The sequence below is a fragment of the Geodermatophilus tzadiensis genome (assembly GCF_003002915.1).
GTDB lineage: Bacteria > Actinomycetota > Actinomycetes > Mycobacteriales > Geodermatophilaceae > Geodermatophilus > Geodermatophilus tzadiensis.
In genome coordinates, this window is sequence record NZ_PVTG01000015.1 from 101,736 (window position 1) to 122,124 (window position 20,389).

18 protein-coding genes and 3 tRNA genes are annotated in these 20,389 nt (G+C 73.7%); 5 read left to right on the forward strand and 16 right to left on the reverse strand.

Annotated features, from left to right (window positions below; translation table 11 throughout):
* Positions 1-14: 14 nt before the first annotated feature.
* The 9 genes from LY71_RS18075 to LY71_RS18120 all read right to left on the reverse strand — a co-directional run bounded on the left by LY71_RS18075 (position 15) and on the right by LY71_RS18120 (position 8,024).
* Positions 15-1,697, reverse strand: coding sequence for a sodium:solute symporter family protein (locus LY71_RS18075; RefSeq protein WP_106280216.1), 1,683 nt, complete (start codon positions 1,695-1,697; stop codon positions 15-17).
* Positions 1,698-1,719: 22 nt separating this feature from the next.
* Positions 1,720-2,883 carry a galactokinase gene (galK, locus tag LY71_RS18080; RefSeq protein WP_211297413.1) on the reverse strand — a complete coding sequence of 388 codons (1,164 nt, stop codon included), beginning with the start codon at positions 2,881-2,883 and terminating at the stop codon, positions 1,720-1,722.
* On the reverse strand, positions 2,880-3,971 hold the full coding sequence (gene galT / locus LY71_RS18085) for a galactose-1-phosphate uridylyltransferase (protein WP_211297414.1): 1,092 nt from the start codon (positions 3,969-3,971) through the stop codon (positions 2,880-2,882). The genes galK and galT overlap by 4 nt, the downstream gene beginning before the upstream one ends.
* Positions 3,972-4,106: 135 nt before the next feature.
* A tRNA-Glu gene (locus LY71_RS18090) sits at positions 4,107-4,179 on the reverse strand.
* A gap of 97 nt (positions 4,180-4,276) precedes the next feature.
* A tRNA-Glu gene (locus LY71_RS18095) sits at positions 4,277-4,349 on the reverse strand.
* Between the two features lie 43 nt (positions 4,350-4,392).
* Positions 4,393-4,464: transfer RNA gene (locus LY71_RS18100), tRNA-Gln, on the reverse strand.
* Between the two features lie 61 nt (positions 4,465-4,525).
* A complete protein-coding gene (locus tag LY71_RS24535) occupies positions 4,526-5,746 on the reverse strand; it encodes a CPBP family intramembrane glutamic endopeptidase (protein ID WP_170121409.1) in 1,221 nt (406 codons plus the stop codon).
* Complete coding sequence (gltX, locus tag LY71_RS18115) at positions 5,743-7,215, reverse strand: glutamate--tRNA ligase (protein ID WP_106280222.1); 1,473 nt, start codon at positions 7,213-7,215, stop codon at positions 5,743-5,745. Before gltX ends, LY71_RS24535 begins: the two co-directional genes overlap by 4 nt.
* On the reverse strand, positions 7,212-8,024 hold the full coding sequence (locus LY71_RS18120) for a fumarylacetoacetate hydrolase family protein (RefSeq protein WP_106280224.1): 813 nt from the start codon (positions 8,022-8,024) through the stop codon (positions 7,212-7,214). Before LY71_RS18120 ends, gltX begins: the two co-directional genes overlap by 4 nt.
* A gap of 55 nt (positions 8,025-8,079) precedes the next feature.
* On the opposite strand from LY71_RS18120, the gene LY71_RS18125 reads away from it, so the two are divergent.
* Positions 8,080-8,460, forward strand: a complete 381-nt coding sequence (locus LY71_RS18125) for a VOC family protein (protein ID WP_106280227.1) — start codon at positions 8,080-8,082, stop codon at positions 8,458-8,460.
* A 19-nt stretch (positions 8,461-8,479) separates the two neighbouring features.
* Positions 8,480-8,809 carry a putative quinol monooxygenase gene (locus LY71_RS18130; protein ID WP_106280229.1) on the forward strand — a complete coding sequence of 110 codons (330 nt, stop codon included), beginning with the start codon at positions 8,480-8,482 and terminating at the stop codon, positions 8,807-8,809.
* Positions 8,810-8,893: 84 nt separating this feature from the next.
* On the opposite strand, the gene LY71_RS18135 is transcribed toward LY71_RS18130, so the two are convergent.
* From LY71_RS18135 to serA, 4 genes are all read right to left on the reverse strand, one after another.
* Positions 8,894-9,808 (reverse strand): DUF559 domain-containing protein, encoded by a 915-nt coding sequence (locus LY71_RS18135; protein WP_106280231.1) that lies wholly within the window; start codon positions 9,806-9,808, stop codon positions 8,894-8,896.
* Positions 9,809-9,899: 91 nt separating this feature from the next.
* Complete coding sequence (gene cimA / locus LY71_RS18140) at positions 9,900-11,474, reverse strand: citramalate synthase (protein ID WP_106280233.1); 1,575 nt, start codon at positions 11,472-11,474, stop codon at positions 9,900-9,902.
* A gap of 231 nt (positions 11,475-11,705) precedes the next feature.
* Positions 11,706-12,728 (reverse strand): 3-isopropylmalate dehydrogenase, encoded by a 1,023-nt coding sequence (locus LY71_RS18145; RefSeq protein ID WP_106280235.1) that lies wholly within the window; start codon positions 12,726-12,728, stop codon positions 11,706-11,708.
* A gap of 15 nt (positions 12,729-12,743) precedes the next feature.
* Positions 12,744-14,345: a phosphoglycerate dehydrogenase gene (serA, locus tag LY71_RS18150; protein ID WP_245888033.1), complete on the reverse strand. Its 1,602-nt coding sequence runs from the start codon at positions 14,343-14,345 to the stop codon at positions 12,744-12,746.
* Between the two features lie 198 nt (positions 14,346-14,543).
* Between serA and LY71_RS18155 the strand changes: the two genes are divergently transcribed.
* The 3 genes from LY71_RS18155 (at position 14,544) to LY71_RS24220 (ending at position 16,648) form a co-directional block, all read left to right on the forward strand.
* A complete protein-coding gene (locus LY71_RS18155) occupies positions 14,544-15,365 on the forward strand; it encodes a hypothetical protein (protein WP_106280240.1) in 822 nt (273 codons plus the stop codon).
* A 78-nt stretch (positions 15,366-15,443) separates the two neighbouring features.
* The gene (locus tag LY71_RS18160; RefSeq protein ID WP_106280242.1) at positions 15,444-15,797 is read left to right on the forward strand and encodes a hypothetical protein; all 354 of its coding nucleotides are present in this window, start codon (positions 15,444-15,446) and stop codon (positions 15,795-15,797) included.
* 107 nt (positions 15,798-15,904) lie between these two features.
* Entirely contained in the window at positions 15,905-16,648 is a 744-nt protein-coding gene (locus tag LY71_RS24220; protein ID WP_245888035.1) for a DUF805 domain-containing protein, read from the forward strand.
* A 72-nt stretch (positions 16,649-16,720) separates the two neighbouring features.
* Here the strand turns inward: LY71_RS24220 and ilvC are convergent, their stop codons facing one another.
* The 3 genes from ilvC to LY71_RS18185 all read right to left on the reverse strand — a co-directional run bounded on the left by ilvC (position 16,721) and on the right by LY71_RS18185 (position 20,286).
* Positions 16,721-17,749 carry a ketol-acid reductoisomerase gene (gene ilvC / locus LY71_RS18175; protein WP_106280244.1) on the reverse strand — a complete coding sequence of 343 codons (1,029 nt, stop codon included), beginning with the start codon at positions 17,747-17,749 and terminating at the stop codon, positions 16,721-16,723.
* A 39-nt stretch (positions 17,750-17,788) separates the two neighbouring features.
* Entirely contained in the window at positions 17,789-18,316 is a 528-nt protein-coding gene (ilvN, locus tag LY71_RS18180) for an acetolactate synthase small subunit (protein ID WP_106280246.1), read from the reverse strand.
* 101 nt (positions 18,317-18,417) lie between these two features.
* Complete coding sequence (locus LY71_RS18185) at positions 18,418-20,286, reverse strand: acetolactate synthase large subunit (RefSeq protein ID WP_106280249.1); 1,869 nt, start codon at positions 20,284-20,286, stop codon at positions 18,418-18,420.
* Positions 20,287-20,389 lie beyond the last annotated feature (103 nt).

Genomic DNA, 20,389 nt, shown 5'->3' on the forward strand with positions numbered 1-20,389 from the left:
CCGGGCTCCTGTGGTCAGCGGAAGACGACATTGAGGACGATCACCATCACCAGCGCGATGCCGGCCAGCTTGGTCGGCGACTGGTACCAGGGCAGCCGGTGCGCGTCGGGGTCGGTGCGCTGCTCCTTCGGCGTCTCGGAGTAGACCAGCCCGGCGAGCTGGGCGACCGGCTTGGGCGCGGTGACCTGGCTGACCACGATGCTGACGACGATGTCGACGACGAAGGCCGCGCTCGCGGCGACGAAGCTCGCGCCCTGGCCGCCGATCGGCAGCAGCCCGAGCGACGCCGTGCCGAACGCGTCCTCGCTGAGGAAGGCGACGGCGACGGCGGCCAGCGTCCCGGACACCAGGCCCATCCAGCCGGCGGTCGGCGTCATCCGCCGCCAGAACATGCCGAGGATGAACGTGGCGAACAGCGGGGCGTTGAAGAAGCCGAACAGCGTCTGCAGGTAGTCCATCAGGTTCGTGTAGCCCGACGCGATGATCGCCGTCCCGATGGCGGCCACGGTGGCGCCGACCGTCGCCCACCGGCCGACGGCGAGGTAGTAGCCGTCGGGCCGGTCCTTCTTCACGTACTGCTGCCACAGGTCGTAGCTGAAGACGGTGTTGAAGGCGGAGATGTTGGCCGCCATGCCGGCCATGAACGCCGCGAGCAGGCCGGCCAGGGCGACGCCGAGCAGGCCGTTGGGCAGGGTGTCGCGGATGAGCAGCAGGATCGAGTTGTTGTAGTCGAAGTCCGTGGCCGACGCCGCCCGGGCCTCCACCACCTCCGGGACCAGGACCGTGGCGATGATGCCCGGGATCACGACGATGAACGGGACGAACATCTTCGGGAAGGCGCCGATGATCGGCGTGCTGCGGGCCGCGGACATCGACTTGGTCGCCATCGCCCGCTGGACCTCGACGAAGTTCGTCGTCCAGTAGCCGAAGGACAGCACGAAGCCGAGGCCGAACACGATGCCGATGACCGACAGGACGGGACTGCCGATGCCGGACAGCTCCGTGGCCGGCCACGAGGTCAGCTCCTCGGCGCGCCCGGAGTCGGTCACCCGGTCGACCAGCCCCCCGACGCCGCCGACGCGGTTGAGGCCGATGAGCGTCAGGGGCAGCAGCGCGGCCACGATGACGAAGAACTGCAGGACCTCGTTGTAGATGGCCGCCGACAGCCCGCCGAGCGTGATGTAGCTGAGCACCACGGCCGCCGCCACGATCAGCGACAGCCACAGCGGCCAGCCCAGCAGCGCCTCGACGATGGTGGCCAGCAGGTAGAGGTTGATGCCGGCGATGAGGATCTGCGCGACGGCGAAGCTGAGCGCGTTGACCAGGTGGGCGCCGGTGCCGAACCGGCGGCGCATGAACTCCGGGACCGAGCGGACCTTCGACCCGTAGTAGAAGGGCATCATCACCACGCCCAGGAACAGCATGGCCGGGACCGCGCCGATCCAGAAGTAGTGCATGGTGCTCATGCCGAACTGCGCGCCGTTGGCCGACATGCCGACGATCTCGACGGCCCCGAGGTTGGCCGAGATGAACGCCAGGCCGGTGACCCACGCGGGCAGCGACCGGCCGGACAGGAAGAAGTCCAGGCTGTCGGACACCCGCCGGCGCGCGGCGGCGCCGATGAGCAGCACGACGGCGAAGTAGGCGGCCACCAGCAGGTAGTCGACGAACGTCGCGTCCAGTCTCAGGTCGTCCACTCAGGCCTCCACTCGGGTCGGTTCAGGGCAGCCGCCGGGCCCCGGCGGAGGGGACCACGACGAACGAACGGGTCGCGCCGGCGCGCTCGGTGACGGCCGTGGCGACGGCGTCGGCGTCCGCGGCGTCGACGAGGGCGACGGCGCTGCCGCCGAAGCCCCCGCCGACCATGCGGGCGCCGTGCGCGCCGGCGGACAGCGCGGTCTCCACGATGGCGTCGAGCTCGGGCACCGACACCTCGAAGTCGTCGCGCAGCGAGGCGTGCCCGGCGGTGAGCACCGGGCCGACGGCGCGCGGGTCGCCGCCCCCGCCCAGCAGCCCGACGACCTCGCGCACGCGGGCGTCCTCGCTGACGACGTGGCGGGCGCGCCGCAGCAGCAGCGCGCCGCGCTCGTCGCCGTCGTCCAGCGGGGCCAGGTCGGCGACGTCCCGGACGTCGCAGAGCAGCTCGACGCCCAGGCGGCGCGCGGCCTCCTCGCACTCGCGGCGGCGGTCGCCGTAGCCGCTCTCGGCGTGGCTGTGGGTGGTGCCCGAGTCGACCACCAGCAGCGCCAGGCCGGCTGCGGCGAGGTCGAGGGGCACCTGCTCGCTGCGCCGGTCGCGGGTCTGCAGGTACAGCGCGTGGCCGGCGGTGCACAGCACCGAGGCCGACTGGTCGAGGATGCCGGTGGGCGCGCCGACGAAGTCGTTCTCGGCCCGGCGGGCGACGTCGACCAGGTCGCCCGGGCCCAGGTCGAGGCCGAGCAGGTCGCGCAGCGCCAGGGCCACCGCGCACTCCAGCGCGGCCGACGACGACAGGCCCGCACCGGCGGGGACGTCGCCGTCGACGAGCAGGCTCAGCCCGCCGGTCACGGAGTCGCGCAGCTCGGCCACCACGCCCGCCGGGTAGCCGGCCCAGCCGCCCGGGCTCCCCGGGGCCAGGTCGACGACGGCCACCTCGGCGTCGGCGCCCGGGTGCTGCAGCGAGGCCAGCACCAGCCGGCCGTCGTCGCGGCGGGCGACCGCGGCGCGGGTGGTGTGCGGGAGGGCGACCGGCAGCACCGCGCCGCCGTTGTAGTCGGTGTGCTCGCCGATGACGTTGACCCGGCCGGGAGCGGCCCAGACGCCCTCGGGCGGGCCACCGAAGCGGTCGGTGAAGGCGGCCACCGCGCGCGCCGCGGCCTCCTCGTCGGTGGGCACCTCGCTCACGGGACCACCACGGCCCGCAGCTGCTCGGCGACGTCCTCGGGGTTGGTGTCGGTGATGAACGCGCCCATCCCCGACTCCGAGCCGGCCAGGTACTTGAGCTTGCCGGGGGCCCGGCGCAGCGAGAACAGCTGCAGGTGCAGCCACCAGTCCTCGCGGCCCTCCCGCACCGGCGCCTGGTTCCAGGCGGCGATGTAGGGCATCGGGGTGTCGAAGCGGTGCGCGAAGCGGCCCAGCACGTCGAGGTAGAGCGCGGCCAGGTGGTCGCGCTGGGTGTCGTCGAGGGCCGGCAGGTCGGGCACCCGGCGGGTCGGGAACAGCTGCACCTCGTAGGGCCAGCGGGCCGCCGCCGGCACGAACGCCACCCAGGAGTCGTTGGCCGCCACCACCCGCGGGCCGCTGCGCTCGGCCGCCACCAGCTCGGCGAACAGGTCGCCGCCGGTCTCCTCCCGGTGCCGGCGCACGGAGGCCAGCACCTTCGCCACGCGCGGCGTCACGAAGGGGTAGGCGTAGATCTGCCCGTGCGGGTGCGACAGGGTCACCCCGATCTCCTCGCCGGAGTTCTCGAAGCAGAACACCTGCTCGACCCCGTCGAGGGCGCCGAGCTCCGCGGTGCGCTCGGCCCAGACGTCGACGACGAGGCGCGCCCGCTCGCGGCTGAGGCCGGCGAAGTGCTGGTCGTGGTCGCTGGTGAACAGCACGACCTCGCAGCGGCCGAAGCCCGGGCGCAGCTCGGCCAGCGGGTCGCCGGGGGCGTGCGGCGCGACGTCGCGGTCGACGGAGGTGGCCAGCGAGGGGAAGCGGTTCTCGAAGACGGCCACCTGGTAGTCGTTCTCGGGCACCTCGGTGGGCCGGCCCGGGCGCGAGGGGTCCAGGGGGCACTGGTCGGCCGGCGGCAGGAAGGTGCGGGTCTGCCGGTGCGCGGCGACGACCACCCACTCGTCCAGCAGCGCGTCCCGGCGCAGCTGCGAGCGGGTGCTCACCGGCGGCAGGTCGCGGGTGTCCTCGGCCGGGTGCCGGACGGGTGAGCCGTCGGCGTCGAAGTACAGGACCTCCCGGCCGTCTGCCAGCCGAGCGCTCGTCCGGATCACCGTCGTCCGCCTCCCGTTCCGGGCCCGCGGGTGGGCCCTGCGAACGCTATGCCCGGTGGTGATCTCCAGCCACTCGGGCACCGGCCGGACAGCACGAGAGCCCCCGGCCGGGTGGCCGGGGGCTCTCGCTCGCCGTAGCCCCGAAGGGATTCGAACCCTCGCTACCGCCGTGAGAGGGCGGCGTCCTGGACCGCTAGACGACGGGGCCGGACCGCTCCATGGTGCCACGGGGCCGGACGCGGGCCGCGAGCGGCCCCGGGACGACGAGAGCCCCCGGTCCGGGGACCGGGGGCTCTCGCTCGCTGTAGCCCCGAAGGGATTCGAACCCTCGCTACCGCCGTGAGAGGGCGGCGTCCTGGGCCGCTAGACGACGGGGCCGTGCGGTGGTGCGGGTGGTGCGTGAGGAGGTGGTGCTTCCTCGCTGGGGTACCAGGACTCGAACCTAGACTAACGGAACCAGAAACCGTCGGGCTGCCAATTACCCCATACCCCAAGGCTTGGCCGGCACCTCGCGGCGCCGGGTACGACCATACCCGATGCCCGCGGAGGGGGTGTCACCACCCCCGGGTGCGCGGGTCGCCGGCCGGCACGCGCAGGTCGCGCGCCGGGGTGAGCAGCTCCGGGCGCAGCTTCCGCCGGGAGGCGGCGACGAGGGCGACGTAGCCGGCCATCGCCACCACCGTGAGCAGCAGGAACAGCAGCCCGGTACCCGCCGGCACCTCCTCGGTGGCGACGTCGTCGCCGAGCGTGCCCGCCAGGAGAAAGACCAGCACGTTGTTCACCGCGTGCAGCACGATCGCCGCCTCGAGCCCGCCGGTGAGCCACACCACGGCCGAGGCGGCCAGGCCGAAGGCGAAGCGGTCGAGGAAGGTGGCGACGTCGCCGGGGGCGTGCGCCGCCGAGAACAGCGCCGCGGTGACCACGGCCGCGACCAGCGCGCCGGCCCGCGGACCGCGGATCCACGCGGCGATCGCCTGGCTGAGGTAGCCGCGGAAGACGTACTCCTCGGCGGCCGACTGGATCGGCGTGGTGAGCACCACGACCAGCAGCAGCCAGACCAGGTCGTCGACCGGCCCGCTGACCCCGCCGTCGCCGAACGCGAAGCCGAGCACCACCGACAGCCCGATGCCCACTCCGAGGGTGGCCAGGGCGCGCAGGGTGAACGGCGCGAACAGCCGCCACCGCAGCCGGGCCAGCACCGACGCCGACCAGCCCGGGCTCATCCCGTGCGCGGCCACCCACAGCAGCGACACGATCGGGATCGCGACGATCAGCGAGAGGTTGGTGATCAGCAGCACGCCGGGGTCGACCAGGTCGAGCAGCTCGAGGTCCGGCTCGATCCCGGTGAGCAGGGTCACCAGGACGACGACGAAGGCGGCCACCGAGTAGGCGACGACGAACAGCAGCAGGCCCAGCAGCGGCCGCCACCACGCCCAGTCGCGAGAGCGCATGGCCAGCAGGAAGGGCACCGGCTCGTCGTGCGGCGGCGTCCCGGGCGGCGGGGCGAGCGTGAGCCCCGGCGGCAGCGGGCCCGGACCGGCGGGTCCGTGCGGCCCCGGCGGCAGGGGCACCGGCCCCAGCGGCCACGGCACCGGCCCGGCGGGCACCCCCGCTCCCCCGGGCGGTCCCCACGGCACCGCCCCGCCCGGCCCACCCGCGTACGTGCCGGGCACCCGCGGCGGGGCGCCGTAGGGAGCGGTCGGCGGCGGGCCGGTGTAGGCCTCGCCGTCCCAGCCACCGGGGCCGGGCGGCGGCGCCCACGGCGGGAGGCTCACCCCGCCGCGCCCCGGGCCGCCGCGAGGCGGGCGAGCGTGCGGTCCCGTCCGAGCAGCTCGATCGACTCGTACAGCGGCGGGGAGACGGTGCGCCCGCTCACGGCCACCCGTACCGGACCGAAGGCCTGCCGCGGCTTGCGGCCCAGGCCCTCGACCAGGGCCGCCTTGAGGGCCTGCTCGATCCCCGCGGTCGACCAGTCGTCGAGGCCGCGCAGCGCGTCGGCCGCCGCGTCGAGCACCTCGCCGTCCTCGGGGCGGAGGTTCTTGGCCGCGGCGGCCGGGTCGATCTCCACCTCGTCGACGAACAGGAAGCCCAGGAGGCCGACGACGTCGGAGAGCACCACGCTGCGCTCCTGCGCCAGCGGGGCGATCGCGCGCAGCACCCGGTCCTGCTCGGGGGTGGGCGGGTCGGCGACGAGGCCGGCGCCGGCCAGGAAGGGCACCGCCCGCCCGACGAACTCCTCCACCGGCAGCTCGCGCAGGTGGGTGGCGTTGATCGCCTCGGCCTTCTTCACGTCGAAGCGGGCCGGGTTGGCGCTGACCCGGGTGACGTCGAAGGCCGCCGCCATCTCGGCCATCGAGAACACGTCGCGGTCCTCGGCGATCGACCAGCCCAGCAGTGCCAGGTAGTTGGCGAACCCCTCGGGCAGGAAGCCGCGCTCCCGGTAGACGTCCACGTTGGACTGCGGGTCGCGCTTGGACAGCTTCTTGCTGCCCTCACCGGTGACGTAGGGCAGGTGGCCGAAGCGCGGGGTGCCGCCGGCGACCCCGACGTCCTGCAGGGCGGCGTAGAGGGCCAGCTGGCGGGGGGTGGAGGGCAGCAGGTCCTCGCCGCGCAGCACGTCGGTGATGCCCATCAGGGCGTCGTCGACGGGGTTGACGAAGGGGTACAGCGGCACCCCGTTGGCCCGGACGACGACGAAGTCGGGCACCGAGCCCGCGGCGAAGCGGACCTCGCCGCGCACCAGGTCGGTCCAGGCGAGGTCGCTGTCGGGCATCCGCAGCCGCAGCACCGGCTCGCGGCCCTCGGCCCGGAGGGCGGCCTTCTGCGCGTCGGTGAGGAACCGGTCGGCGTTGTCGTAGCCGAGCTTGGGGTCCTGACCGGCGGCCAGCCGCCGCGCCTCGACCTCCTCGTTGGTCGAGAACGACTCGTAGACGTGCCCGGCCTCGACCAGCTTGTCGACCACCTCGCGGTAGACGTCGTGACGCTGCGACTGCCGGTAGGGCCCGTGCGGGCCGCCGACCTCGGGGCCCTCGTCCCAGTCCAGGCCCAGCCAGCGCAGGCTGTCGAGCAGGTGGCGGTAGGACTCCTCGGAGTCGCGGGCGGCGTCGGTGTCCTCGATGCGCAGGACGAGGCTGCCGCCGGTGTGCCGCGCGTGCGCCCAGTTGAACAGCGCCGTCCGCAGCAGGCCGACGTGCACCGTGCCCGTCGGCGAGGGGCAGAAGCGGGTGCGCACCGGTGCGGTCACCGGGCGCCGCCGGCGGTGGAGGCGGTGTCGGCGCCGCTGACGCCGTTGACCAGCGAGCCCAGGCCCTCGATCGAGCACTCGACCCGCTGGCCGGGGCTGATCGGGCCGACGCCGGCCGGGGTGCCGGTGAGCACCACGTCGCCGGGCAGCAGCGTCATGACCTGGGAGATGTAGGAGACCAGCGTGGGGACGTCGAAGAGCAGCTGGCTGGTGCGCCCGGCCTGCCGCGGCTCGCCGTCGACGGTGCAGGTGATCCCGAGGTCGGCCGGGTCCTTGCCCAGGGCGCCGAGGTCGGTCTCGATCCACGGGCCGAGCGGGCAGAAGGAGTCGAAGCCCTTGGCGCGGGTCCACTGGCCGTCGCTCCTCTGCATGTCCCGCTCAGTGACGTCGTTGGCGATCGTGTAGCCGAAGACGCTGCCCGCGACCTGCTCCGGGGCCAGGTTCCGCGCGCCGCGGGCGCCGATGACGACGGCGAGCTCCACCTCGTGGTGCACGTTGGTGCTGCCCGGCGGGATGCGGATGGCGTCGCCCGGGCCGATGACCGACGTCGAGGGCTTGAGGAACAGCAGCGGCCGCTCGGGGGCGTCGCCGGTGTTCATCTCCCGCACGTGCTCGGCGTAGTTCTTGCCGACGCAGACCACCTTGCTGGGCAGGATCGGCGAGAGCAGCCGGACGTCGGCCTGCGGGAAGCGCTGGCCGGTGAAGGAGATGGTGCCGAACGGGTGGCCCTCGATCTGGGCGACCTGGCCGTCCCCGTCGAGGACGCCGAAGGACATGCCCGAGGGCGAGGCGAAGCGGACGATGCGCACGACGTCGAGGCTACTGACCCCGCGCGGGACGGCCCGCCCGCCTACGGTGACCCGTGTGGCCTGCCGCCTGAGCGAGATCGTCGTCGACAGCCGCGACCCCGAGGCGCTGGCGGCGTGGTGGGCGGAGGTCCTCGGCTACCGGGTGCTGGGCCGCGACGACGACGGCGCCGTGGAGATCGGCCCGGAGGCCGGCTTCGGCGGCGCCGCCCCGACGCTGGTGTTCACGCCCGTCGAGCACTGGGAGCCAGCCGAGCCGCGGCTGCACCTCGACGTCAGCGCCACCGACCGCGACCAGGACGCCGAGCTCGCGCGGCTGCTGGACCTGGGCGCCACCCGGGCCGACGTCGGGCAGACCGGGGAGGAGAGCTGGCACGTGCTCGCCGACCCGGAGGGCAACCCCTTCTGCCTGCTCCGCCGCCGGCTCGACCCGTTGTGACCGACCCGAGGAGAGCCCCGTGATCCTGATCGTCATCAAGTTCCCCGTCCGGCCCGACGCGATCGACGAGTTCCGGACGCACGCCGACGAGTACGCCCGGGCGGTGAACGCCGAGGAGGGCAGCCTGTTCTTCGAGTGGTCCCGCAGCGTCGAGGACCCGAACACCTTCGTGTGCATCGAGGGCTTCCGGGACTCCGCCGCCGGCGCCTCGCACGTGGCCACCCCGCACGCCAAGGCCGCCTTCGACTGGATGTCGGACCTGGTCGCCGAGCAGCCGCAGATCATCTACGTCGACACCCCCGACGTCAGCGGCTTCGGCCCGATGGGCGAGGTCCAGCCCCGGCGCTGACGCCCGCGGGCTGCTCCGGCGCGGGTGGCTCCGGCGCGGCGACAGTGTGCGCTGCGGTGCAGGTCTGGTGGCCTGTACTTCACCTCAGCGCACTCCGTCGCCGCGCAGCACCCGTCGGCGCGTCTCGTACACCGCCAGGACGTCGCGCCGGCACGCCTGCGGATCACCGGTGAGCCTGCGGTAGCTGAACCGGAGCGTCTGCCAGCCGACCGTCGCGAGCAGCGAGTCCCGGCGGATGTCGGACTCCCGCTGCCGGCTTGACCCGTGCCAGGCGGCGCCGTCCATCTCCACCGCGAGCATCGCCTCCTCGTACGCGGCGTCCAGGACGAAGGTCCGGCCGCCCACGGTGACGCGGCGCTGCTGCACGAAGGCGGGCATCCCCGGTGCGCGCAGCACGTGGGTGCACCCCCAGATCTCCAGCTCGCTGCGGCAGCCGTCGGCGAGCAGGCCGACGAGGGTCGCCAGCTGGGCTCGCTGCGGCACCCGGATGCTGACCGCCAGCTCGCGGGCGAGGTCCGCGGGCCGGCAGAGCCGCCGTGCGACGGCCGTGATCGCCGCGGCCCGGACCTCGGCCCTCGACGGTGGGGCGGGGCTGCCCCACGCGTCGACGACCGCCCGCTCGACCGAGGTCACCGGCAGGCCCGTGACGCGCCGGCGGTCGGTACAGGCGCGGGAGTTGCGGTGCACCACCACCCCGGCGGACCCGCGCGCACTGCGACCGTCCTCGACGGTGAGGTGCACCGGCCCGGCCGGGGGCGGGACCAGTTCCCAGAGCGCCAGCGCGGTCCCGTGGCTGGCCACGGCGTCCCGGCCGGCGAGCGCGGCGGCCACCCGCACCCGCCAGCGCCGTGCCGCGGCGGGTGTGGCGAAGACCCCGGGCTGCACCCGGACCAGCCGGCCGCCGGTCACCCAGGTGGACAGGGTCCTCGCGCTGATGCGGCCCAGGAGCTCGGCCCGGGTGGCCCAGCCCCGCTCCCCCACGACCGCGTCGACGTCCACCGCACGGACCCTGCGGGCCCACCGCTGGCGGTCCCGGTGCGGCGGGCGGTCTGTGGACCAGCGCCGACGGTGTGCACGACGGCGGTCGCGGTCAGCGGTGGCGGACGGCGTAGGTCAGCGCGTCGACCAGGGCGTGCCAGGAGGCCTCGACGATGTTGGCGTGCACGCCGACGGTGGTCCACTCGCCGACGCCGTCGGTGGTGTCGACCAGGACCCGCGTGGTGGCGCCGGTGCCGCCCTTCCACCCCAGGATGCGGACCTTGTAGTCGGCCAGCGAGACGTCGGCCAGCTGCGGGTGGCGGCTGACCAGCGCCTGGCGCAGCGCGTTGTCCAGGGCGTTGACCGGGCCGTTGCCCTCGGCGGTGCTGATGATCCGCTCGCCGTCGACGTGCACCTTGACGGTGGCCTCGCTGACGACGTCGCCGGTGCGGCTGTGCTCGACGGAGGTCTTGTAGCTCTCCAGCTCGAACAGCGGCGGCGGGGCCTCGGGCAGCGCGGCGCGCAGCAGCAGCTCGAAGGAGGCGTCGGCCGCCTCGAACGACCAGCCCTCGGCCTCGAGCACCTTCACCCGGTCGACCACCCGGCCGACGACGTCGCCGTGCCCGTCGAGGTCGACGCCGAGCTCGCGGCCCTTGAGCTCCACCGAGGCGCGGCCGGCCATCTCGGTGACCAGGATGCGCATGTCGTTGCCGACGACGGCCGGGTCGAGGTGGTTGTACAGCTCCGGGCTGACCTTGATCGCGCTGGCGTGCAGGCCGGCCTTGTGCGCGAACGCCGAGGCCCCGACGAAGGGCTGGTGGTCGTCGGGGGCGATGTTGGCGAGCTCGGCGATCGCGTGGCTGACCCGCTGCAGCTCGGGCAGGCACTCGGCGGGGACCACGGGCAGGCCCATCTTGGTGACCAGGTTGGCCACCAGCGCGAAGGTGTCGGCGTTGCCCGCCCGCTCGCCGTAGCCGTTGGCGGTGCCCTGCACGTGGGTCACCCCGGCCTCGACGGCGGCCAGCGAGTTGGCGACGGCGCACCCGGTGTCGTCCTGGCAGTGGATGCCCAGTCGCCCGTCGACCCGCGACCGGACGTCGGCCACCACGCGGCCCACGCCCATGGGCAGCATGCCGCCGTTGGTGTCGCACAGGACGCCGACCTCGGCGCCCGCGGCGAACGCGGCCTGCAGCACCGCCACGCCGTGGTCGGGGTCGGCGGCGTACCCGTCGAAGAAGTGCTCGCAGTCGACGAACACCCGCCGGCCGTGCGCGACGAGGTGCGCGACGGTGTCGGCGACCATCGCGAGGTTCTCCTCGAGCGTCGTCCGCAGCGCCTCGCGCACGTGCCGGACGTCGGACTTCGCGACCAGGCAGACCACCGGCGTCTCGGCGTCCAGCAGCGCCTGCACCTGCGGGTCGTCCTCGACGCGGACCCCGGCCCGGCGGGTGGAGCCGAAGGCGACCAGCACCGCGTGCCGCAGCTTGAGCTCGGTGCGCGCGCGGGCGAAGAACTCGGTGTCCTTGGGCAGCGCTCCCGGCCAGCCGCCCTCGATGTAGCCGACGCCGATCTCGTCGAGCAGCCGGGCGACGGCCAGCTTGTCGGCGACGGAGAAGCTGATCCCCTCGCGCTGGGCGCCGTCGCGCAGGGTGGTGTCGAATACGTGGAACGAGGCGTCGGTGGCCACGGGTGCTCCCGGGTGTCGACGGCGATCGGGCCCCTCACACGAAGAAGACCCCCCGGGTACGGAGGGTCTGCGCGCGGTCGGGGTGCTGACCGCGCGCTAGTCGATGATGAGGGTGGTGCCGGACAGGTGCATCGCCGCGGAGTCTAGCGCGCCCCCGACCTCACCCCGCGGTGCCCGGCCTCACCCCGCAGCGCGAGGTCGGGCACCGCGAGGCGGGGTCGGTCGGGACGCTCAGCCGCCGGCGAGCGCGGCGAGGCGGTCGCCGACCTCGGTGGTGCGCACCGGCTGCTGCGGGTCGCGGGTGGACAGGTCGAACGCGACGGCGGCGTTGACCTTGCGCGCCTGGTCGCCGAGGCCGAGGTGCTCGAGCAGCAGCGCGACCGACAGCACCGTGGCCGTCGGGTCGGCGACGCCCTGCCCGGCGATGTCGGGCGCCGAGCCGTGCACCGGCTCGAACATGCCCGGGTGGGTGCCCGAGGCGTCGAGGTTGCCGCTGGCGGCCAGCCCGATGCCGCCGGTCACCGCCGCCGCGACGTCGGTGACGATGTCGCCGAAGAGGTTGTCGGTGACGATGACGTCGTAGCGGCCCGGGTCGGTGATGAAGAACATCGAGGCCGCGTCGACGTGCTGGTAGGCGACGGTCACCTCGGGGAACTCGGCGCCGACCTCCTCGACCGTCCGCGACCACAGCGACCCGGCGTGGGTGAGCACGTTGGTCTTGTGGATCAGCGTGAGGTGCCGGCGCGGGCGGGCCGTGGCCCGCTCGAAGGCGTACCGCACGACCCGCTCGACGCCGAAGGCGGTGTTGAGGCTGACCTCGGTGGCCACCTCGTGCGGGGTGTCGCGGCGCAGCACCCCGCCGTTGCCGACGTAGGGACCCTCCGTGCCCTCGCGGACGCACAGCATGTCGATCGGGCCGGGCTCGGCCAGCGGGCTGCGCACGCCGTCGTAGAGCTTGGCCGGGCGCAGGTTGACGTGGTGGTCGAGCTCGAAGCGCAGCCGCAGCAGCAGCCCCCGCTCGAGGATGCCCGGCGGCACCCCGGGGTCGCCGATCGCGCCGAGCAGGATCGCGTCGTGGCCGCGCAGCTCGTCGAGCACCGAGTCCGGCAGCAGCTCGCCGGTGCGCTGCCAGCGGGTGGCGCCGAGGTCGTACTCCGTGGTCTCCAGGTCGGGGACGACCCCGCCGAGGACCTTGAGGCCCTCGGTGACCACCTCGGGGCCGATGCCGTCTCCCGCGATCACTGCCAGGCGCATGGCGACGACCCTAGGTCAGCGGGGGTCGAGGTCGGCGCTGCGGGCCTCGCGCGCGCCGATGCGGCCGGCGATGTCGGCCAGCAGGTCGGCCGGCACCGGGCTGTCGACGGTGACGGCCATGAGCGCCTCGCCGCCGCGGGTGGTGCGGCTGACCTGGGCGCCGGCGATGTTGACCGCCGCCTCGCCGAGCGCCGCCCCGACCGTGCCGACGACGCCGGGCCGGTCGGTGTAGACGAAGAACAGCAGGTGGCCCGACAGGTCGAGGTCCATGTCGAAGCCGTCGACCTCGACGAGCTTGGGCACCTGGTTCTTGCCGAACAGGGTGCCCGAGACGGCGACCTCGCGGCCGTCGGCCATCGCGCCGCGCACCCGGACGAGGTTGCGGTAGTCGGGGCTCTCGAGGTCGCTGGTGAGCGCGACGTCGAGGCCGCGCTGCTCGGCGAGCAGCGGGGCGTTGACGTAGGTGACCTGCTCCTCGACCACGTCGGAGAAGACGCCCTTGAGCACGGCCAGCTGCAGCACCGCGTCGTCGAACTCGGCGAGCTTGCCGCGCACCTCGACGGTGACCGACTGCGCCAGCCCGCCGGCGACGGCGGTGAACACCGTGCCCAGCTTCTCGGCCAGCGGCAGCCCGGGGCGCACGTCCTCGGCGACGACGCCGCCGGCCTGCACGTTGACCGCGTCGGGCACGAACTCGCCCTGCAGCGCGAGGCGCACGGAGTGGGCGACGGCGGTGCCCGCCTTGTCCTGCGCCTCCGTCGTCGAGGCACCCAGGTGCGGGGTGACGACGGTGTTGGGCAGGCCGAACAGCGGGCTGTCGGTGCAGGGCTCCTGCGCGAACACGTCCAGGCCCGCCGCGCCCACCTGCCCCGACCGCAGGGCGTCGGCCAGCGCGGCCTCGTCGACGAGCCCGCCGCGGGCGGCGTTGACGACGATCACGCCGCGCTTGGTGGTGGCCAGCTCGTCGGCCCCGATCAGCCCGAGGGTCTCGGGCGTCTTGGGCAGGTGGATGGTGATGAAGTCCGCCTCGCGCAGCAGCTCCTCCAGCGACACCATCCGCACGCCGAGCCCGGCGGCGCGGCCGGGCTGGATGTAGGGGTCGTAGGCGATCAGCGTGGTGCCGAAGGCGGCCAGCCGCTGGGCCACCAGCTGGCCGATGCGGCCCAGGCCGACGACGCCGACCACCTTGTCGGCCACCTCCACGCCCATGAACTGCGACCGCTTCCAGGCGCCCTCGCGCAGCGACGCGTCCGCGGCGGGGATCTGCCGCGCGGCGGCCAGCAGCAGGGCGACGGCGTGCTCAGCGGCGCTGACGATGTTCGACGTCGGCGCGTTGACGACCATGACGCCGCGCGCGGTGGCCGCGGCGACGTCGACGTTGTCCAGGCCGATGCCGGCGCGGGCGACCACCTTCAGGTTGGGGGCCGCGGCGAGGGCCTCCGCGTCGATCTGCGTGGCGCTGCGGACCAGCACCGCGGCCGCGTCGGCCAGCGCCGGCAGCAGCGCGGACCGGTCGGCGCCGTCGACGTGCCGGATCTCGACGTCGCTGCCGAGCACCTGGAGCACGCTCGGGGCCAGCTGCTCGGCGATCAGGACGACGGGAGCGCTCTGGGTCACGGGGCCACAGCCTAGGGACGGCGGGGAGCGATCCCCTCCGCCGCCCCGCACGGGCGAGGGGTCACGGGCAGGGAACGACGCGTCCCAGGGGCCACGACACCCTGCCGACGGGGTAGAGCGTGGTTGCCGACGCCGACGACGTCCGACCATCCTGGCGGCCAGCAGCGTCGGCGCCGGCCGACGCGTCCGGAGGGGACCATGACCGACTTCAGCAAGGACCCGGGCTCGGGCAGCTCGGGCGGGGCCACCCCGTACGGCCAGGGCCAGCAGGGTCAGGAGGACCAGCGGGGTCAGCAGCCCGCGCAGCCGGGTCAGTACGGCCAGCAGCAGTACGGCACCACGCCCTACGGCCAGCAGGGCTACGGCCAGCAGGGCTACGGCCAGCCGCAGCAGTACGGGCAGCCGGGATACGGACAGCCGGGCCAGTACGGGCAGCAGCAGTACGGCACCACGCCCTACGGCCAGCAGGGCTACGGCACGGAGCAGTACGGCCAGCAGTACGCCCAGCAGTACGGCGGCTACGGGCAGCAGTACGGGCAGGACGCGGTCCCGGCCAAGCCGGGCGGCGTGGTGACCGCCGCCGTCCTCGGGTTCATCCTCGGGGCGATCGGCGTGCTGATCAGCCTCGTGCTCATCTTCGCTGGGGCCGTGTTCAGCGGCGCGGGCGATGGCGACCTGGACCAGGAGATCCCGGGCTTCGGCTCGGTCGCCGGCGCGTTCGGCGGCGTGTTCCTGGTGATCGGCCTGCTGGCGCTGGTCTGGACCGTCATCACCCTCTGGGGCTCGGTGTGGGCGCTGACCGGGCGCAGCCGCGTGATGTTGCTCGTCGGCGGCTCGATCGCGCTCGTGTTCACCCTGATCGGCCTGATCGCCAACCTGTCCGACGCGCAGACGGCCGGCGCGGGCGGGATCATCACCAGCCTGCTGTTCTTCCTGGCGGCCCTGGCGATCGTCGTCCTGCTGTCGCTGCGGCCGGCGGCCACCTACTTCGCCGCGCACCGCGCCCGCCGCGGCCGCTGACCAGTGTCCCGCGGCATCCCTGAGCCAGCCCAGCCGACATCCGGTGACTCGCGGATCACGCGGCCAGTCCCCGTCCTGGTGGCAACCGGTCTCGGGTTCCTGCTGGGCGCTTACGCCCTTACGTACTCGCTGACGCTCTTCACGGCGGCCACCGTCGCGGGCTTCTACGCCGTCTTCGGCGCCGTTTACCTGGGCATAGCCGTGCTCTGCACATGGGGTGGTGTGCGGGCCCTGACGAGCAGGGGCGGCCTGATGCTCACGATCGGTAGCGCGCTGATCGCTTGCCTCGGAGCACTGGGCCTCGTCTTGGCGCTCTTCAGTGGAGTGTTCAGCCTCTGGACTGCGCTTCTCGTGCTGGTTGGCGTAACCATCGTCGTCCTGCTCGGCCGACCGTCGTCGCGTGCATTCCTCGCGCGTCACTCCACTCACTGACCAACCCGCGCGTGGGAGCCGCCCCTCGTCGGCGCTCCCGTGCACGTCCCACCAGCCATACACTCCGCCGCCGGGCGCTGACGCGGCGCGACACCACGGGAGGAACCATGACCGGCCCCAGCTTCGAGAAGGACACCCCGTCCGGGGACCAGCCAGGACACGATCCGCAGGCCCCCGCCCAGCAGTACGGCCAGCAGCAGGGCTACGGCCAGCCCTACGGCCAGCAGCCCGGGTACGGACAGCCCTACGGCCAGCAGCAGTACGGCCAGCAGCCCGGGTACGGCCAGCAGCAGTACGGCCAGCAGCCCGGGTACGGCCAGCAGGGCTACGGGCAGCAGCCGTACGGCCAGCAGCCCGGGTACGGCCAGCAGGGCTACGGACAGCAGCAGTACGGACAGCAGCAGTACGGGCAGCAGCCCTACGGCGGATACGGGCAGCCGTCCCCCTACGGCGGCTACGGCACCCCGGCCGCCCAGGGCGCCACGATGACCTTCCCCGACGCCGTCCGCAGCGTCCTCACCCGGTACGCGGACTTCACCGGGCGGGCCCGGCGCGCCGAGTACTGGTGGTTCGCCCTGTTCAGCGTGGCCGTCGTGGTGGTGGCCGCGATCATCGACGCGTTGATCGGGTTCCCGCTCCTCCAGATCGTCGTCAGCCTGGGGCTGTTCATCCCGAGCCTGGCGGTGGGCGTCCGGCGCCTGCACGACACCGACCGGTCGGGGTGGTGGCTGCTCATCGGGCTGGTGCCCTTCGGCGGCATCGTGCTGCTGGTCTTCTACTGCCTGGAGGGGCAGCGGCACCCCAACCGCCACGGCCCCGACCCGAAGGCGCCGCTGGGCAGCTGGTCCTGAGCTCCGCCTTGACCACGCAGAACGGCCCCCGCTGCCGGCCGGCAGCGGAGGCCGTTCTGCGTCCGCGGGAGGTCAGCCGCGGGCGGCGGTGCCGGTGTAGTCGTCGGACGCCGACACCCAGCTCATCAGGCCGCGGAGCTTGCGGCCGGTCTCCTCGATCGGGTGCGCCTCGGCCTCGGCCCGGCGGCGCTTGAAGTCCGGCGCGCCGGCGTCCTGGTCGGCGATGAACTCCGCCGCCCACGAACCGTCCTTGATGCGGGCCAGGACGTCCTGCATCGTCTCCTTGACACGGGCGTCGATCACCCGTGGGCCGGAGGTGTAGTCGCCGTACTCGGCGGTGTCGGACACCGACCAGCGCTGCTTGGCGATGCCGCCCTCGTACATGAGGTCGACGATGAGCTTGAGCTCGTGCAGGCACTCGAAGTAGGCGATCTCGGGCTGGTAGCCGGCCTCGGTGAGCGTCTCGAACCCGGCGGTCACCAGGGCGGACATGCCGCCGCAGAGGACGGCCTGCTCGCCGAAGAGGTCGGTCTCGGTCTCCTCGGCGAACGTCGTCCGGATGACGCCGGCGCGGGTGCCGCCGATGGCCTTGGCGTAGGACAGCGCCAGCTGCAGCGCCTGCCCGCTGGCGTCCTGCTCGACGGCCACCAGCGCCGGGACGCCCTTGCCGTTCTCGAACTCGCGGCGCACCAGGTGGCCGGGGCCCTTGGGGGCGACCATGGCGACGTCGACGCCGGCCGGGGGCTTGACGTAGCCGAAGCGGATGTTGAAGCCGTGCGCGAAGAAGAGCGCGTCGCCGTCCTGCAGGTTCGGCTCGATCGCCTCGGTGTACACCTTCCGCTGCACGTGGTCCGGGACGAGGACCATGACCAGGTCGGCCTCCGCGGCCGCCTCGGCGGGGGTCACCACGCGCAGGCCCTCGGACTCGGCCTTGGCGCGGCTCGTCGAACCCTCGGGCAGGCCCACCCGGACGTCGACCCCCGAGTCGCGCAGCGAGAGGGCGTGCGCGTGCCCCTGGCTGCCGTAGCCGATGACGGCGACGGTGCGCCCCTGGATGATCGACAGGTCGGCGTCGTCGTCGTAGAAGATCTCGGCGGCCATGCGGTGGTGCTCCTTCGGAGGTGAGGGGTCGGTCGGACTTCAGGCGCTGCGGTCGACCGGGCGCAAGGTACCGGCGCCGCTCATCGAGCGCGGTCCCCGCCCCAGGGCGACGGTGCCCGACTGCGCCATCTCCTTGATCCCCAGCGGGGCGAGGACGGCGAGCAGGGCCTGCAGCTTGTCGGGCGTGCCGGTGGCCTCGAGGGTCACCGTGTCGGTGTTGACGTCGACCACGCGGGCGCGGAAGAGCTCGGCGGTCTGCAGCACGGTGGTGCGGTCGGCCAGCGGCGCGCGCACCTTGACGAGCAGCAGCTCGCGCTGCACCGCGGCGGCGCCGTCCAGCTCGACGATCTTGATGACCTCGACGAGCTTGTTGAGCTGCTTGGTCACCTGCTCCAGCGGCGCGGACTCGGCGTCGACGACGATCGTCATCCGCGACAGGTCGGGGTTCTCGGTCGGGCCGACGGCCAGCGACTCGATGTTGAACGCGCGCCGGCTGAACAGCGCCGAGACGCGGGCCAGGACACCGGCCTTGTTCTCGACGAGGACCGACAGGGTGTGGCGGGTCATAGCGGGACGTTCCTCTCAGAACTGACCGGGTGCCGGGTGGCCCCCCTTCAGGGGCCCGCCCCGAGCGGAGCGAGGGGTGGGGGGAAGGGGGGTCCTTCGACTTACACCTGACCCTCGCCGAAGACCGGGCGCAGGTCGCGCGCGGCCAGGATGTCGTCGTTGCTCGCGCCGGCGGCCACCATCGGCCACACCTGCGCGTCGGCGCCGACGACGAAGTCGATGACCACCGGCGCGTCGGTGATCGCCATGGCCTTCTCGATGACGGCGTCGACGTCGTCCTTGGACTCGCAGCGCAGGCCGACGCAGCCCAGCGCCTCGGCCAGCGCGACGAAGTCGGGGATGCGCACCGGCTTGGGCCGGCCCTCGGCGTCGACCGGGTGCAGCTTGGTGTTGGAGTAGCGGCCCTCGTAGAAGAGGGTCTGCCACTGCCGGACCATGCCGAGGTTGCCGTTGTTGATGACGGCGACCTTGACCGGGATGCCCTCGATGGCGCAGGTGGCCAGCTCCTGGTTGGTCATCTGGAAGCAGCCGTCGCCGTCGATCGCCCAGACCGTGGTGTCCGGGCAGCCGTACTTGGCGCCCATGGCCGCCGGGACGGCGTATCCCATCGTCCCGAGGCCGCCGCTGTTGAGCCAGGTGCCCGGCTTCTCGTAGCGGATGAACTGCGCGGCCCACATCTGGTGCTGACCGACGCCGGAGGCGTAGATCGCGTCGGGGCCGGCGAGGGCGCCGAGCCGCTCGATGACGTACTGCGGCGACAGCGAGCCGTCCTCGGGCCACTCGTAGCCCAGCGGGTAGCGCGACCGCCAGTCGTCGAGCTGGGCCCACCAGGCCGACAGGTCGGCCGTGCGGCCGGCGCGGTGCTCGGCGCGCAGCGCGCCCACCAGCTCGGCGATGGTCTCCTTGGCGTCGCCCACGATCGGGACGTCGGCCTTGCGGTTCTTGCCGATCTCGGCCGGGTCGATGTCGGCGTGCACGACCTGCGCGTGCGGGGCGAAGGAGCTCAGCTCGCCGGTGACCCGGTCGTCGAAGCGGGCCCCCAGGGCCACCAGCAGGTCGGCCTTCTGCAGCGCGGTGACGGCGGTGACGTTGCCGTGCATGCCCGGCATGCCGAGGTTCTGCGGGTGGCTGTCGGGGAAGGCGCCGCGGGCCATGAGGGTGGTGACCACCGGCGCGCCGGTGAGCTCGACGAGCTCGGCCAGCTCCTCGGTGGCGCCCGCCTTGAGCACGCCGCCGCCGACGTAGAGGACGGGGCGGCGGGCGGCGGCGACGAGCGCCGCGGCCTCGCGCACCTGCTTGCCGTGCGGGCGGGTGGTCGGCTTGTAGCCGGGCAGGTCCAGCCGCGGCGGCCAGGAGAAGTCGGTGGTGGCCTGCAGCGCGTCCTTGGAGATGTCGACCAGCACCGGGCCCGGGCGGCCGGTGGCGGCCAGGTGGAAGGCCTCGGCGATCCGCTGCGGGATCTCGGCGGCGTCGGTCACCAGGAAGTTGTGCTTGGTGATCGGCATGGTGATGCCGCGGATGTCGGCCTCCTGGAAGGCGTCGGTCCCGATCGCCCGGCTGGGCACCTGGCCGGTGATCGCGACCAGCGGGACCGAGTCCATGTAGGCGTCGGCCAGCGGCGTGACCAGGTTGGTCGCGCCGGGGCCGGAGGTGGCCATGCAGACGCCGACCCGGCCGGTGGCCTGCGCGTAGCCGGTGGCGGCGTGCCCGGCGCCCTGCTCGTGGCGGACCAGGACGTGCCGCACGTGCGAGTCGAACAGCGGGTCGTAGGCCGGCAGGATCGCCCCGCCCGGGATGCCGAAGACGACCTCGACGCCGACGGCCTCCAGCGAGCGCACCAGGCTCTGCGCGCCGGTGATGCCGGTGGCGGGCTCGGCGGCGGCCTCGGCGATCGAGCGGGCCGTCGTCTCGACACCGGTGAGCGCCTCCGCGGCCTCGCGGGTGGCGGACTCGCTCGGGGTGGTGGTCATGGCGGTGAGTCTCCTGGGCCGGACGTGCGGGTGGGGCGTGCGGTCGGGTGCCTGCTCGGGCAACAAAAAACCCCTCGTGCCGCGGGCACAGAGGGGCGTAGCG

What these genes read in the sequence shown, in the direction of transcription:
- LY71_RS18145 (WP_106280235.1), bottom strand. Translation starts at nt 12,728, where the DNA reads ATGCGCCTGGCAGTGATCGCGGGAGACGGCATCGGCCCCGAGGTGGTC.
- LY71_RS18155 (WP_106280240.1), top strand. Translation starts at nt 14,544, where the DNA reads ATGACCGACTTCAGCAAGGACCCGGGCTCGGGCAGCTCGGGCGGGGCC.
- LY71_RS24220 (WP_245888035.1), top strand. Translation starts at nt 15,905, where the DNA reads ATGACCGGCCCCAGCTTCGAGAAGGACACCCCGTCCGGGGACCAGCCA.
- ilvC (WP_106280244.1), bottom strand. Translation starts at nt 17,749, where the DNA reads ATGGCCGCCGAGATCTTCTACGACGACGACGCCGACCTGTCGATCATC.
- ilvN (WP_106280246.1), bottom strand. Translation starts at nt 18,316, where the DNA reads ATGACCCGCCACACCCTGTCGGTCCTCGTCGAGAACAAGGCCGGTGTC.
- LY71_RS18185 (WP_106280249.1), bottom strand. Translation starts at nt 20,286, where the DNA reads ATGACCACCACCCCGAGCGAGTCCGCCACCCGCGAGGCCGCGGAGGCG.